The sequence below is a fragment of the Viridibacillus sp. FSL H8-0110 genome (assembly GCF_038003565.1).
Classification (GTDB): domain Bacteria; phylum Bacillota; class Bacilli; order Bacillales_A; family Planococcaceae; genus Viridibacillus; species Viridibacillus arenosi.
This window is the reverse complement of record NZ_JBBOPJ010000001.1, coordinates 2,605,000-2,619,627: the sequence shown is the minus strand read 5'-3', so window position 1 is coordinate 2,619,627 and position 14,628 is coordinate 2,605,000. Positions and strand designations below refer to the sequence as shown.

Annotated in this window: 20 protein-coding genes; 12 read left to right on the top strand and 8 right to left on the bottom strand. The window is 32.9% G+C overall.

What is annotated here, in order from left to right:
• Nucleotides 1–50 precede the first annotated feature (50 nt).
• A complete protein-coding gene (locus tag MHH98_RS13110; protein ID WP_076065485.1) occupies nucleotides 51–1,232 on the bottom strand; it encodes a YhgE/Pip domain-containing protein in 1,182 nt (393 codons plus the stop codon).
• Between the two features lie 453 nt (nucleotides 1,233–1,685).
• Between MHH98_RS13110 and MHH98_RS13105 the strand changes: the two genes are divergently transcribed.
• Nucleotides 1,686–1,913, top strand: coding sequence for a hypothetical protein (locus MHH98_RS13105; protein ID WP_038185084.1), 228 nt, complete (start codon nucleotides 1,686–1,688; stop codon nucleotides 1,911–1,913).
• 133 nt (nucleotides 1,914–2,046) lie between these two features.
• Complete coding sequence (locus MHH98_RS13100; protein WP_038185082.1) at nucleotides 2,047–2,667, top strand: hypothetical protein; 621 nt, start codon at nucleotides 2,047–2,049, stop codon at nucleotides 2,665–2,667.
• Nucleotides 2,668–2,936: 269 nt separating this feature from the next.
• On the opposite strand, the gene MHH98_RS13095 is transcribed toward MHH98_RS13100, so the two are convergent.
• Together MHH98_RS13095 and MHH98_RS13090 are read right to left on the bottom strand one after the other, a co-directional pair.
• A complete protein-coding gene (locus MHH98_RS13095) occupies nucleotides 2,937–3,614 on the bottom strand; it encodes an isochorismatase family cysteine hydrolase (protein WP_340713055.1) in 678 nt (225 codons plus the stop codon).
• A gap of 16 nt (nucleotides 3,615–3,630) precedes the next feature.
• Nucleotides 3,631–4,179: a helix-turn-helix transcriptional regulator gene (locus MHH98_RS13090; RefSeq protein ID WP_051448867.1), complete on the bottom strand. Its 549-nt coding sequence runs from the start codon at nucleotides 4,177–4,179 to the stop codon at nucleotides 3,631–3,633.
• Between the two features lie 361 nt (nucleotides 4,180–4,540).
• On the opposite strand from MHH98_RS13090, the gene MHH98_RS13085 reads away from it, so the two are divergent.
• The 9 genes from MHH98_RS13085 (at nucleotide 4,541) to MHH98_RS13045 (ending at nucleotide 11,110) form a co-directional block, all read left to right on the top strand.
• Nucleotides 4,541–4,996 (top strand): GNAT family N-acetyltransferase, encoded by a 456-nt coding sequence (locus tag MHH98_RS13085; RefSeq protein WP_340713053.1) that lies wholly within the window; start codon nucleotides 4,541–4,543, stop codon nucleotides 4,994–4,996.
• A gap of 121 nt (nucleotides 4,997–5,117) precedes the next feature.
• Nucleotides 5,118–5,603: an NUDIX hydrolase gene (locus MHH98_RS13080; protein WP_340713050.1), complete on the top strand. Its 486-nt coding sequence runs from the start codon at nucleotides 5,118–5,120 to the stop codon at nucleotides 5,601–5,603.
• A gap of 113 nt (nucleotides 5,604–5,716) precedes the next feature.
• On the top strand, nucleotides 5,717–6,103 hold the full coding sequence (locus tag MHH98_RS13075) for a dihydrofolate reductase (RefSeq protein WP_076066037.1): 387 nt from the start codon (nucleotides 5,717–5,719) through the stop codon (nucleotides 6,101–6,103).
• A gap of 185 nt (nucleotides 6,104–6,288) precedes the next feature.
• Nucleotides 6,289–7,029, top strand: coding sequence for a type I methionyl aminopeptidase (gene map / locus MHH98_RS13070; protein ID WP_038185081.1), 741 nt, complete (start codon nucleotides 6,289–6,291; stop codon nucleotides 7,027–7,029).
• A 259-nt stretch (nucleotides 7,030–7,288) separates the two neighbouring features.
• Nucleotides 7,289–7,459, top strand: a complete 171-nt coding sequence (locus tag MHH98_RS13065; protein ID WP_164491928.1) for a hypothetical protein — start codon at nucleotides 7,289–7,291, stop codon at nucleotides 7,457–7,459.
• A 276-nt stretch (nucleotides 7,460–7,735) separates the two neighbouring features.
• A complete protein-coding gene (locus MHH98_RS13060) occupies nucleotides 7,736–8,302 on the top strand; it encodes a TetR/AcrR family transcriptional regulator (protein WP_036130195.1) in 567 nt (188 codons plus the stop codon).
• Nucleotides 8,303–8,359: 57 nt separating this feature from the next.
• A complete protein-coding gene (locus MHH98_RS13055; RefSeq protein WP_340713048.1) occupies nucleotides 8,360–10,216 on the top strand; it encodes an alpha/beta fold hydrolase in 1,857 nt (618 codons plus the stop codon).
• Between the two features lie 64 nt (nucleotides 10,217–10,280).
• Complete coding sequence (locus tag MHH98_RS13050; RefSeq protein WP_143691354.1) at nucleotides 10,281–10,529, top strand: winged helix-turn-helix domain-containing protein; 249 nt, start codon at nucleotides 10,281–10,283, stop codon at nucleotides 10,527–10,529.
• Between the two features lie 26 nt (nucleotides 10,530–10,555).
• Complete coding sequence (locus tag MHH98_RS13045; RefSeq protein ID WP_051448881.1) at nucleotides 10,556–11,110, top strand: DUF4871 domain-containing protein; 555 nt, start codon at nucleotides 10,556–10,558, stop codon at nucleotides 11,108–11,110.
• 208 nt (nucleotides 11,111–11,318) lie between these two features.
• On the opposite strand, the gene MHH98_RS13040 is transcribed toward MHH98_RS13045, so the two are convergent.
• The 5 genes from MHH98_RS13040 to MHH98_RS13020 all read right to left on the bottom strand — a co-directional run bounded on the left by MHH98_RS13040 (nucleotide 11,319) and on the right by MHH98_RS13020 (nucleotide 13,663).
• Nucleotides 11,319–11,552, bottom strand: a complete 234-nt coding sequence (locus MHH98_RS13040) for a hypothetical protein (protein WP_076035487.1) — start codon at nucleotides 11,550–11,552, stop codon at nucleotides 11,319–11,321.
• Nucleotides 11,553–11,646: 94 nt separating this feature from the next.
• Complete coding sequence (locus MHH98_RS13035; protein ID WP_076035486.1) at nucleotides 11,647–12,018, bottom strand: DUF5391 family protein; 372 nt, start codon at nucleotides 12,016–12,018, stop codon at nucleotides 11,647–11,649.
• Between the two features lie 106 nt (nucleotides 12,019–12,124).
• A complete protein-coding gene (locus MHH98_RS13030; protein ID WP_244898286.1) occupies nucleotides 12,125–12,229 on the bottom strand; it encodes a VOC family protein in 105 nt (34 codons plus the stop codon).
• A gap of 496 nt (nucleotides 12,230–12,725) precedes the next feature.
• Nucleotides 12,726–12,980, bottom strand: coding sequence for a hypothetical protein (locus tag MHH98_RS13025; RefSeq protein ID WP_038191250.1), 255 nt, complete (start codon nucleotides 12,978–12,980; stop codon nucleotides 12,726–12,728).
• 314 nt (nucleotides 12,981–13,294) lie between these two features.
• Nucleotides 13,295–13,663 carry a VOC family protein gene (locus MHH98_RS13020; RefSeq protein WP_235175788.1) on the bottom strand — a complete coding sequence of 123 codons (369 nt, stop codon included), beginning with the start codon at nucleotides 13,661–13,663 and terminating at the stop codon, nucleotides 13,295–13,297.
• 188 nt (nucleotides 13,664–13,851) lie between these two features.
• On the opposite strand from MHH98_RS13020, the gene MHH98_RS13015 reads away from it, so the two are divergent.
• Nucleotides 13,852–14,301, top strand: coding sequence for a WapI family immunity protein (locus tag MHH98_RS13015; RefSeq protein WP_038191252.1), 450 nt, complete (start codon nucleotides 13,852–13,854; stop codon nucleotides 14,299–14,301).
• The last annotated feature ends 327 nt before the right edge of the window (nucleotides 14,302–14,628 follow it).

The window sequence follows — 14,628 nt, the reverse complement described above, 5'->3', positions numbered from 1 at the left end:
TAAGAAAGCTTCAACCTCTTGCGATGATTGAAGCCTTCAATTCTAGTCTTTTAAGATTGGTGTTGTATTTTTACAGGTACATTTACAGGTACATCTTCAGATGCTTCTACAGGTACTTTTTTGTGTACAAGTGTAACGATTAACGCATTAATCAGTACTGCAACTACACCTACTAATACTAAGCCCCATAGGAATGGTGCTTGTTCAGTTGAACCAAACATCACAGCAAAGTAAGATTGTACCGAATGATACATTGGTGTGATATAGCTTACTACATCGAAGTAGCTGTACATCATATCACGTGGCATTGTTGCACCGTTGGCAATAGTTTGTGACAGTAATACTGGAATATTTAAAATCATTCCCGCTTCACCGATTAAGAATGTGAAGATTGCACAGAAGTTAAACGCTACCATGTATAACAATACTTGTTGACCGTAAACTTTGAAAATAGCATCTGTATCTAAGTCTGCAATTAAGACCGCAATACCTACTGCGAAAATAGATGAAACAATTGCAATGATAAGGGCTGATAATTGTACATAACCGAAAAGTTTCGCTCTTGATGTTTTTCCTTTGCTTTGATTGAAGGCTTGTACTAACTGCATCGCTGCAATCATTGCCCCTACGTAACAAGCCATCGTTAAGAACATTGGTAACATGTTGTTTTGCATTCCGTCTGGCACATCGTTCATGATAACGTAGTTGCCTACATAAGCTTGTTCAATTTGTGTTGCAATCGCATCTGCTTGCTCCTCAGGTACGTTCATATTTAAAAGAACGCCTTTCGCTGTTTGTGTTGAGAAGATTGCACTTAATTGATTATTAATTTCTGTTACGACTGATTTCATTGAAGAAGATACCATTGTGGCGCTTGCTTCATTCACTGTGAAATCAATTTGAGCTGACTTACCTGATTGTGCATTCTCAGAAAAGTTTTCTGGAATATGAATCACTAACGAATATTTGTTGTCCCCTAATCTATCTAACGCTTTTTTATTTGAAATATTCGTTGTGATTTCAAATGGTAAGCTTTCTGCTAGTTGATCTGCAATTTGAGTTCCTGCTTCGCCCTCGTCATCATTCACAAGCGCAATTTTAAGCTCGTCCATATTTCCTGGTAATGCTGTGTAACCTAGTAAGAAGATTAATAGCATTGCGACCGCATAAAAAACACCCATAAAGATAGACGCACCAAAGCCTTGTAACTTTGTAAACTGTTTAAATTTCATACTTTACTTCCCTTCTAGAAATATACTCCATTCAAAGTACTCTAATTAGAGCACTTAACTTTTACTATGTTATAGTATTATTTAAGGAAAGTAAAGAGGGCGTTTTTTACCTTGGAGACGATTTTATTGCATCGCAAAAACTAGATAACTTTCTCTAATGACACAGCAATAATTAAAATGGTGTACTTGGATTCGTGCGTTATGTGATGAAAATAACACACAACCATACTATAAAAACAATTTTTTGAGCTTTAATTATGAAAGTTTGAGTTTTCCTCCTATACTACAATTACAGGGGCTTTAGTTGAAAAACTATCTTCCACAATCGGGCGCGATTGTGGAAGAAGCATCGCTTTTCTTATTCAACTAACGGGTGCTTTACTTCAAGAAGGAGTGGAGTCTATTTCTTATTGAACTAACGCAACAGGTTCATTAATTTTATGGAGGTTTTTTATGAAAATAAAAGAAGTAGATAGCAAAGTCATAATAGATGACTTTGAATTTTATGGTCAAATTGAACAAGAGAAATATTGTTCTAAATGCAAGTTTAATTTAGTTTATTATGATGATTTTGAAACGTATTTTTGTCCTAAATGTAATAGTTGGATTGAATCTAAATGTAGTGATCCTAATTGCAAATATTGCCCTAATAGACCAGAAAAACCTTTATCTCACAAGTAGTATTATTCAACTAACGGGTGCTTTACTTGAAGATCATTGAGTTGCATAGGCAGATCTTTTTTCTTATTGAACTAACGGAGCAGGATAATTGAACAAGGTTTGGAAAAACTACCCCTAAAAGGGGTTCGAGAAAATGAAAAAAACAGTTTTTGTAGCATTACTTTTATTAATTTCATTTGGTGCTGTTGAGAAATTATCTGCTCGTTCGTTACAATCAACTGAAGATAAATTTGAAATCGATGAACACCAAGAATTATCAATAAAGCAAGCGATTGAATTAGCATATCCTTCTGCTTTGAAATGGGATGAAAATGCACAATTATTACATGCAGTAAATATAGATTTAGAAGATAAAGCTGAGAAGTCTATTGGAAGTAACGGAAAAAGAAAATATTGGAATATTGCTTTTGGAGTACCAGATACTAATAAGTTTTTTTTGGTAATCATTCATAATGGGAAAATTGATTTAGCAGATGATTTAACAACGCATGATGCATCTCCTTATCCCAAAAAGGAGTTTATACAAATAAAAGATATTAAGTATGATTCACCAGAGTTGCTTAAAACAGCACTGAAAATGGGTAGTATTTATCCTGGTAAAGATTGGGCGAAAGGTTATAATTTTATGCTTAAAAAAGACACAGAGAGAAATATTAACCTAATATTAGTGATAGGTTGGAATAGTGACCAGACAGAAATGAAAGCAGCGGGCTTTAATGCTTCAACAGGAGAATACATTAAACCTAGTTTATAAGTTATTATTCCTTATTAAGCTAACGGGTGCTTAGTTGAATAAGAGCTACTAAAAATAATCAAACTTTATTCCAAACCAACAAAAGTTATTTTGAAAAAGAAACAAGTATCTAATTAAAAAAAGCCAACAAAGGTTAGTTTATAGCCTTTGTTGGCTTTTTTAAAACAATGTTACAAGTGTTAATTTAGTATTGTGCTTTAAAAGTTATTTACTTACTCAACTTACACATATGTAAAAGGGGTTCCGTTCTTTGTTACACAATCTAACTATTAGTCTCGTGTTTGGATAAAATCCTTAATATTAGTTATCTCGATACCATTTGTCTGATATTTCACAAGCATTTTATTCAGTGCGTTTTCTTTCACAGAAAATAAGGAATCATCCAAAACAATAACGCGATAACCTCTGTTTATGCCGCCCAAAGCTGTCTTGTAAACACAACCACTGGCGTCTGCACCAACAATAAAAAGGGTATCAATCTCGTTTTCTATGAGATAATTTTCAAAATGATCCGAAGAAAAAGCATCAGAGCGGAGCTTGCTAAAAATGTTATCTGATTGAACGGATAATTCATTATATAAGTCCGCTCCATCACTATCAGCCTCATACATACCACCAGAAAGCAGTGAATCCAAAGAGTTTTTCATAAACTCTTGTTTGACGTAAATAATCTCCATTTCAGAGTCATTTGCGTATTTGATAGCTGTATTGATGTTAGCCATTAACGGTTCCGTGTTGCCGTATTCGGATATACCTAAGGTATCATTTTGGATATCTGTTACCAGAAGTGCGCTTTTGGGGCTATCATATTTGGCGATTGAGTCGCCCTTTGTGGCACTCGATAAATATACGAATCGTAAGGCTATAATTCCGATACAAAGTATTAATATTCCAATAATGCTAATGAGTATCATACGAAGATTGCTCCTCTTATTCTTTGTTTTCATAACAGTCACCTCATATTTATTTATCGTTTGGGGGCGTAATGATAGTTGCGAGAATATGCATTTTTTGTTCCTCAACCGATGTGTTTCTTGTTTGATAAGGGGCAATTATTTCTTTGAATTTATTTCCTATATCCACCATTTCTTCAACGGTTACATAGATAGGAGTTGCGCTGAAACCTGAACCATCCTCAACAATATTTATAGAGGATTTTTCTGTGTAATTTTGAAACTCTTTCATCAATACAATTAAAAAGTTCGTAAATAACTTAAAATATGCTCCACCATCGTTCTGCTCAATGATAGATTGGTTGACATTTAAAAAACTCTCATTCAATGCGTAAACTTTCTCCGTTAAGGCTCGAACTTTTTTTTCTTCAACAATCTTTATAACGCCACTATCTACCAAACGATTTAATGTGCGATAGAGGGTAGCCTGTGGGATGTCGTATTGTAATGATAATAAATCTTTTGCGGTACACTCACCCTTTGCTTGAATCGCAAGAATAATTTGATTTTTAACAGGGTTGACAATGCAGTCCATCATATCTTTAATGCTAATATCCATTTTATATTCACCTCCAAATATTATCGACATGATTATATTATCATACTGATAACAAAAAGGTCTAGTTTTTTACCCATTGTAGGGTGTTTGAAATAAAAATAAAAAAATTCACTAAAGAAGAATCTAGGAACTAACGAGGTACTTTAGTTGAACAAGAACTACTAAAAATAATCAAACTTTATTCCAAACCAACTGTAGATTTATAAAAAATTTTGATTAAAATCATCTTTCCTCTATAGATTTCTTAGAAGTGAGATGACTTTATTTTTGGATATTTATGTTAATGTCGTTATGAAGATTGTGAAGAAACGTACTTAAACTAAAGGGGCAGTTTAGTTAAAGAAGAAAATAGCAGAATGAGGTGGATCCATTGATTAAAATAATTGACATTAGTAATAGTAAAAACGCTGAAGATGTTTTAAACATTCAAATACCATCATATAAGGTAGAGGCAGAAATAATTGGTTCATATGAAATACCACCATTAAAGGATACAGTTTATACTTTGCAACATTGCGGAGAAACTTTCTTTGGTTATTATGAAAATGAAGAATTATGCGGAGTAATATCTATAAAAGTAGACGATGATGTTGATATACATAGGTTAATCGTACATCCAAACCATTTTAGAAAAGGAATTGCACAGTTGCTTTTAAATTTCATTGAAACTAAGTTCCAGATTGAAACAATAAAAGTAGCAACAGGCTCTAAAAATATTCCAGCAGTTAGTTTTTATAAAAAGAATGGATTTCGAAATATTAAAGAGGTCATTGTAAATGAACAACTATCCTTAACCTTTTTTGAAAAGAGATTGTAATTTTCTTATTGAAGTAACGGGTGCTTTAGCAGAACAAGGCTGCCTTTAGGGTAGCTTTTTCTTCTTGGACTATCGAGGCATTTACTTGAATAATCTTTTAGAAGTATTGGGGGAGTTTTTTGTGTCAGAAAAAAAATATCACAGGGCTTTTGGTGTATATGGAATGTGTGTGGAAGATGGAAAACTATTGGTGATAAATAAAAACGGTGGTCCTTATATAAACCGATATGACCTTCCTGGAGGCAGCTTAGAAAAAGGTGAAACTTTATCTAAGGCAATGAAAAGAGAGTTTATTGAAGAAACGGGTCTTGAAATTGAAATTGAAGAAAATATTGGTGTTATCGATTTCATACTCCCTTGGTTGTGGAGAGATTTTACGGATGTGCACCATATTGCAGTTTACTATTCTGTTAAAAAAATGGGCGGAGAATTAAGCGTTCCTGAACAATTCGATGGACAAGATTCACTTGGGGCATTATGGGTATCGGAAAAAGACGTTTCTTTGGATAATGCTTCACCACTTGTTCTAAAAGCCTTTGAATGGTTAAGAACCAAAAGTTTAGGTATTGATGCTAAAGCTTATGAAGATTGGAATGTCTTAAAATAAGTAGATTTGTTATTGTACTAACGGGGCAGGTTAGTTGAAGAAGGAATAATGATTGAACCAACAACAAACAAGATTTAAAATGGATTAAAACCGAAAATAAAGGCTGTGAAGATATGATTATTTCACTTATTGTAGCTATGGACAACAATAGGGTTATTGGCAAAGACAATAAGCTTCCGTGGAAATTGCCAAAAGAATTGGAGTATGTAAAGAAAACTACTTTAGGACATTCACTTATCATTGGAAGAAAAAAATTTGTATTTAAAATGTGTGAAAATGAAGAAGAAATTTTCATTTTTGGTGGTGAACAGATTTATAAATTATTCTTGCCATATGCTAATAAACTGTACGTTACAAAAATTGATTTTGAATTTGAAGGGGATACATTCTTTCCTGAATTAGACTATGAAAAATGGAATGAAATTTATGTACAAAAAGGGATTACTGATGAAGAAAATCCATACCCTTATTTTTTTCACATTTACGAAAAAGATGAGTAATTGTTATTAATCTAACGGGTGCTTTACTTGAAGATCATTGAGTTGCATATGCAGCTCTTTTTTCTTTATTGAACTAACGGGGCAGGTTAGTCCAAGAGTGATTTTTGAAGAAAAATCCATTGCTGCAAATAATTAAATGATATACTAATCATAAAATACGTTAAAAAGAGAGGATATACAATATAATGGTTGCAAAGACTAAAGAGGATTTTACTGGATTAAAGGTAATTGGTGAAATTTGTTCTGCTATTCGAGATGAATTAGTCCATAGTACGAAACCTGGAATTACCACAAAAGAACTCGATGAAATTGCGAGAAAGATGTTTGAAAAAGCAGGAGCTCAATCTGCCCCGAAAAGTGAATACGATTTTCCTGGTTATACGTGCATTAGCATAAATGAAGAAGTAGCGCACGGAATTCCGGGGAAACGGGCAATTCAGGAAGGGGACATTGTAAATATTGATGTTTCAGGTTCAAAAAACGGGTATTTCGCAGATACCGGAATTTCCTTTGTAGTAGGGGAAGGAGAGGCAATTTTACATAAAATATGTGACGTTGCTAAAGGAGCATTCGATGCTGGACTTAAGAAGGCAATGCCAGGTTCAAAAATAAGCGCGCTCGGAAAAGCTGCACACAATGTAGCAAAACAGCATGGCTTAACAGTCATAAAAAACCTTACTGGACACGGTATTGGGCGTTCGATTCATGAAGAACCAAAACACATTTTAAATTACTTCTCTCACTGGGATAACGAAATATTAAAAGATGGTATGGTAATTGCCTTTGAGCCTATGATCTCTACATTTGAAGAGGAAGTTTTCCAATCCGAAGATGGATGGACCTGCCTAACCGATAAAAGCTTTGTGGCTCAATACGAACATACGATTATCCTTACCAAGGAAGGACCGATTATTACTACATTGTAAGAGCACTAATACCACAACAAGGCGCGATTGTTTAATAACGTCGCTGTTCTTCTTAAGCTAACGGGTGATTTACTTGAAGATCATTGAGTTGCATATGCAGCTCTTTTTTCTTTATTGAACTAAAGGGGCAGTTTAGTTGAATAAGCGTTGGCACTTTTCTATGTTAATTTCTAACAAAGGATATTAATGTTAATATTAATATCGCCAATAATTTAAATAGTAAAAGAACAGGACTACTATTAAGGTGGAGGTAAAACTTATGAAATACATTAAAGGCTTATATGTATCACTTGTACTAATGATGTTTGTTATTTTGGTTAACACAACAATTTTTGAGGGTGAATATTCAGGGATTGCTATGTTCGTTTGTTTAGGTATATTTATAATGGGAACAGCATTTTTTATAAATACCAAACAATTAAAAAATTAGGATGCGTAAAGCGTAAACACTAACGGGGCTTTTACTTTAAGATGGGATTTAACAGGTCCCATCTTTTTCTTCTTCAACTAACGGGGCAGTTTAGTTCAATAAGGATAACTTTAAGGATGTCGCTAATTTAAAAATCTATATCTAACAAAATAGGCTTATTTTGGTGACAAAGAGCAAGTATAGCTTTTTTGATCAATTTTTTTATTAAACTAACAAAAATACTTGCAACACCTATTATAGTACTGTACAGTACTAATTATGATAAGAGGAAAATTAATGAATCAAAAACGTGTGATTGAAGTAGCTGCAACATTATTTTTAGAAAAAGGGTTTGCTTATACAAGCATGGATGAATTAGTTCGTGTAAGCAAAGTTTCAAAGTCTAATGTGTATTATCACTTCTCTAATAAGGAAGAATTGTTGGAAGGGGTCGTTGATTATTGGATTGAAATGTATCAATCTGCAATTGATGGCTTACTATCTCAAAACCAATTATTAGTTGAAGATCGTATCCAACTGTTTTTAAAGCAATTATCACAAGGAGTTCAGACGAGAGAATATAAGGGGAGCTGTCCATTTATTACGCTTTATATTCAAAGCCCTACAAATGCCACAAAAGTAAAAGAAAAAATAGGTCTTTTTTTTGCAGGATTACAAACGAAAGTTTCTCTATTACTTAAACAAGGGGTAGAGAATGGTGAATTTAGAAAGACAATTAATATTGACGAGGTTGCATCTCTTTTTATTACAAATCTTGAAGGAGCGCTATTTATTTCAGAAACACTGAAGGATGCAACTGTAATCATGAAAACAGCAGATCATTTTTTTAACTTGCTTCGATAAAAGAAGCATTTTTTTTACATCAAATTAGTACTGAATAGTACTAAAAGGAGGATTTATATGAGAACAGTATTTTTAACTGGTGGAACAGGTTTTATTGGAAAGCAATTAGTGAAGGAATTAGCCAAAGAGCATGTTACAATTCTTCTATTAGTGAGATCGAAAAGTAAAGCAACACGCATTTATCAAGAAAGAGGCATCTTAAAAGAGGCAGTTATGCACTTTATTGAAGGTGATTTGACGAAAATAGACTTAGGTCTAAGTGCTGAAGATAAGGAGTGGGTATTGAAAACGGATGTGATTATTCACGCAGGAGGCCCCATGGATATTCAAGCGACAAGCAAAGAGGCAGCTTCCGTATTTTTGAATGGTGCCCAACATATTAGTGAATTCGCTAAAAATATTCATCAATTGAAGGGATTGCAACAATTTATTCATGTTGTAGGCTATATGAGTCCCTTTGATGATAAAAATAGCAAGATTGCGATAGATGTATTTAAAGAAGGAAACAATTTTTTGAAAATAAAAAATCCATATGAGAGAACAAAGTTTTTAGCAGATCTTTATATCCGTCAGCAGGCATCAACAGTAGGTTATCCGCTTTCAGTAATTAATCCACCAACTGTAGTTGGTAGTAGTAAAACAGGGAGTACGGAGCAAACAGGAGGCTTAGGCTTGCTTGTGATGAGTATACGAAAAGGGCTCATGCCAGTGATTCCTGGAGGTAAGGAATATAGATTACCACTTATTGCAAACGATGAACTAGCAAAGTTTATTGTGCAGGTTTTCAGATTGGAGCAACCAACTATACAAACATATACACTTGTTGAAGATAAACAACATGATCAGAATATTTCAGAATTATTAGATGCTATGTCAGAAAGTATGAATATGACTGCACCTAAAATCTCTGCCCCATTGCCATTTATGAAAGCACTTATGAATAGTGGCGTAAGCAAAATAACCCAAATTCCTGCTGATGGGCTGAACTTTATTACAAATCGAACATTTTCAAATGGTTCAGCGAAAAAGGTTATGGGAGAAGATTGGTTTAAGGAGACAAATGTAATGAAGTTTTTCCCAGCCGTAATAGCTGATCTGGATTATCGTATGATGTATCAAAATGGCCAGCACAGTCATTTATTTAAACGAACATTATGTAATAATACTACCATTTACCAATCACAAGGAGAGGGTAAACCGTTTATTTTATTACATGGTTTATTAAGTGATGGAGAGGATTTATTTCCTTTAGGAAAAGAGCTTCATGAAAAAACGGGTCGACCTGTATGGATCATGGACCTTCCAGGTTTGGGACGTTCTCCTTTTAAACGAGAGAAAAACCTTTTAAATATCTATTTGAATGTAGTGAAAAAGTTATTGGAGAAAGCTACTAATGGTGCCCATCTAATTGGCCATTCATTTGGTGCGTATATTCTTTTGGAAGCATTAGTACAAAAGTACATAGATAAGAAGTATACAATTACTTTACTTCAGCCACCTGTTGCTAAAAAAAATGCTAAATCGATAAATGTTCCTCAATTTATGAACAAATGGACATTGAAATTGGCAACTACTAATTTAATAGAGCGTTATTTATTAAGTAATGGTTTATTTGAAAGTACGGAGAACATCCCTGAACATTATATTGAAAAAATAAGTAGCAGTTTTACTTCTCCTAGAATTTTAAATACTACGGTTCAGCTTAACAGTTTACTATTGAAAAACGATCAAGGTGATTTCAATGAAGTAACAAAGTATAATCTTCGCATTATTTGGGGGGATTATGACAGAGGCTATTCTGCTCCTTCGCATCTTGGTAAGGTTGATTTTGTTCCATATGGTCATCATTTTCCTCTTAACCATCCGAGTGAAACGGCTAATTTGGTAATAAAAAATAGTAGTACTAGCAGATGAGAGTGTGGGATAAATAAAAAGTGGGTAGTAAGATCGTTGTGTCTTTGAAATAAAGTCGTACTGTTTGAAAAAAAAGATTGTCTACATGAACGCTGGATATATTTACTTAAGAATCTTATTGCCACTAAAAGAATTTGAGTTATTATTTTTATTTGCAACGAATTGCGAGCAAGTATTTACACGCGACCATTTACTCGAAAAAATATGGGGCCTTGATTACGAAGGAACGGAGCGTACAGTCGATATGCTTTCGGAAAATTCGCAAGCGTTTAGAGAGTCTCGCTATCCCAATCGAAATTCAGACGCTGCGTAATATCGGCTATCGCTTAGTTGAACGCCATGAATAATCTCACGACACGCCTATTGTTAAACTTTATTATTACGCTGGCGATTAGCTTATGTATTGCGATATTTATTACGTTTCAAGTGATACCGAGCCATATTGCGAAACAAATTAGTAACAATGTGCAAAAAATTGCGCAATCGGTTGAAGTTACTTTTGGTGATGGGACAAAAGGTGAGTTTTTGTTGATTGGTGAAGAAGGGAAAGTTGGTTTCTTGGTTGGCTCTGGTAAAAAAGGTGAAGCAGTAGAAGAAAAGATTATTGCTAATAAAGTAAATAAGTATATGTGGCATTTTTGGGGAGACAAAGATAGTATCAGTGGTGATTTTAAAGTAGTTGGAACTGACAAAGAAGGGAAAGAACATCCCGTTTTGGTATCTGGCAATGATACAGTATGGCAATATTCCAATACTTCCATTAGCCCTAATAACGGTGCCGATTCCCATATCCCATCGAATATGTTGTTCCCTACAAGTGGATTATGGAAATTGGAAATATATTTTAATGATAAATTATTTGATGAAATAGTTATAAACGTCGAAGATAGTTAAATCAACTTCAACTAACGGGGTGCTTTACTTGAAGATTATTGAGTTGCATATGCAGCTCTTTTTTCTTTATTGAACTAACGGGGCAGGTTAGTTATAAAAGGAGATTAAAAAAGTTCAACATAATTGTTGAACTTTTAATTCATGTTACATATTTTCAAATTGGAGATATTCTAAAATATTTGCGAAAGGGTCTCTGAAACTAATATATTTACCTGGAGGAATTAGTTGGTTCATCTATAATTAAATCTACTTTTTTCTCTTTTAAGAATTTAACCTTTTTATAAATATCTTCAGTTCGTAATCCTAATACAACTCCTGTAATTTTATTATCTTGAATAAAGGTTGTATTATCGTTCTCTTCTAAAATAATTGGTAACTCTCCGTGTACAAGTGATGCAATGTTAGGTCCATACTGCTTGTTTAATGTAGGCTGTTTTCTCAAAGATTGTTGCTATAAAGAAAAGTTTGGCTATACAACAATCGCGCCCGATTGTTGTATACATTGCATCCTTATAAAACAGAACGTTATAAATCTGCTACTTTTTAAATGCAACAATATACCAAACGATATTGGCAATTAGTGACATAATGCAAAGAACGATCACATATAGAAAATCAGAAACATTATAAGTAACCGTTCCCATTACAAATGCCAGTACAATTATTGAAAGTGATATAAGTAACCCTACTCCGCAAAAAACTGCCATAACATATTTCATTCCTTTAACTCCTACCCAATACAAAATTAAAGACAGAATATAAAAGACAAGAAACATTATAATATTCAGCCACATACCTAAAGAATTGAATCCACCAGGATCCGGAAAGGGAGATAGCGAAGCTGCAATCATTATAAAACAGAAAAGTAGCCCCGAAATTATGGTCATTAAGATAACACCATTTCTCATTCTACAACCTCCATAAGAATAATTTTTGGTAAGTTCACTTTACATATAGCACCTCAACAATCTGGCCCGATTGTTGAATAACACTATTTAACCAAAACAACAAAGTTTACGAAAACAGCCTTAATGTAAAACCTAAAGTATTGGTATAAAAGTCAATTGCTTTGTTTAAATTTGGCACGTAAATACTTATAACACAAATCTGATTCACCATTTTACCATACCTTTTCTTAGTATTAATGTAAATATTCTACAGATGTTATTTAGAATCATTTATTTTAAAAAATATACTCGATTGTCTTCTTCAACTACCGGGGCAGGTTAGTTCAATAAGAAATTTGATAAATTCCCTTGTTTTTATATCGCATTAGTGAAAAGTTGGAGAATACCGAAATAGTGAATATTTAGCTACAAACTAAGATGCAATACAATCTAAGTGATAAGTCAATTTCTATCTAGAGAATTTCTTCGATTTCATAAAAAAAGCAGTATTTGTAAATGTATAAATGCAGCTATAAGTATGACGAATGGAATAAAACTGTTCAACACTTGGAATTAGAAAAAATTGAAATTGAAGGATAATAGACAATTCGAACATACGGCGTAATACAGATGGCAGAAAACTTAGGAGAATAATTAATGAATTTCAAATTAAATGAGCCAATATCTAAGCACATCTCTTAGATATTGGCTCTGTAGAAGTGAACTTGCTATGGTCGGTTCCAAATAAATGTTGTAACAATATACGGCATAAGTATGGCAATGACAAAAACGAACAAATTTCCTGATAATCCTATTACTTTCAATTTTCCTTTAGAATACAACAAAGCTAAGATAATCCCTATTATAGGTCCTGTAATTAATACACTTCGCCATACTATACCTGGAACAAGATCAATATTAAACAAGGTTAGTGCATAAAAAAGTAAGTTAAAGATAAAAACATAAATTGATAAATGTTTCATAGCTAGGCTCCTTTTTATTTTCAGACTATTTATAATATAACGAATAATAATGTAGTTAAGTTTCGATTTTGAACTTTTTATTTTTAATGAAGAAGCTTATTGTTAATACGAACTGTTAGGAATCTGAGACGTATTCCGAAATCGAAAAAATGTGCATTAGAAGAAAAGGTTCTTCTTCAACTAACGGGTGCTTTACTTGAAGATCATTGAGTTGTATATGCAGCACTTTTTTTCTTTATTGAACTAACGGGGCAGGTTAGTTATAAAAGGAGATTAAAAAAAGTTCAACAATTATGTTGAACTTTTAATGCTTGTTACAGATTTTCAAATTGGAGATATTCTAAAATATTTCCGAAGGGGTCTCTGAAACTAATATATTTTCCTGGAGGACAATTAGTTGGTTCATCTACAATAAATTCAACTTCTTTATCTTTTAAGAATTTAACCGTTTCATAAATATCTTCAGTTCTCAAACCTAATACAACTCCTGTAATTTTATTATCTTGATTAAAGGTTGTATTATTGTTCTCCTCTAAAATAATTGGTAACTCTCCGTGTACAAGTGATGCAATATTAGGTCCATACTGCTTGTTTAATTCAAAACCTAAAGTATTGGTATAAAAGTCAATTGCTTTGTTTAAATTTGGCACGTAAATACTTATAACACAAACCTGATTCAACATTTTATCACACCTTTTTTTAGTATTAATGTAAATATTCTACATAATTTATTAGAATCCTTTATTTTAAAAAATATACTCGATTGTCTTATTCAACTAACGGGGCAGTTTAGTGGAATAAGAATCTGTTAAAATAACTTGTATTTTGATATGGTTGAAACAAGGCAATTAAATGAAGAGAGATGATTTGAGTGTATGCATTTGAACTTAAAGGCAAACAAGGATTTATAAGAATTGAATTAAATGAAGTTTTTGGTTTCCCAAAAGAAACAAGTTATTTGGGTGGCTATGATGTTAAAGGGAAAATTCAAATTAAAAGTGGGAACTATTACGTAAAAGATGCCGAACTTTGGTTTTCAACAGGTCAAATATATGAATTCTATAAACAACTACTTAAATGCTACGAAGAGTTAGAAGGCATTATTAATTTTCCAAATACTGATTCATCAGAACTTAAATTAGTGCTTGAATTTACTGGGTTAGGTAAATTTAAAATCCAAGGTATTTTCCAAGAGTATTTATCTGTGGAGAATTTTTTAGAATTTGAATTTGAAAGTGAACAAAGTTATTTGATTTCTACGTTAGCCGAATTAAAAGAAATCGTTGATTACTATGGTGGAAATGAAGGACTAATTATATAAATCTTGTTCAACTAACGGGTGCTTTAGTTGAAGATCTTGGAGCTATTCAAACAGTTTTTTTCATTCAACTAAAGGGGAAGCCTTAGGGATAAAAGTGATTCATGTTGTGGAAACTATACATAGTGAATAATGAGTGAATGTCATTGTTCGCAAAATAACAATTAACTATACTAAAACTATAGTGTTTAAAATCTGCTTAATCCCTTGATACAAAAGGGATTAGGCGCTTTTTTTGTTGTGATATATTGGAACTTAAAGAAGGATTAACGCAAAAACGACTGAAAATCGAGCAAATTAGAAGGAATAAATGAAGATAAAGCGGTTTTC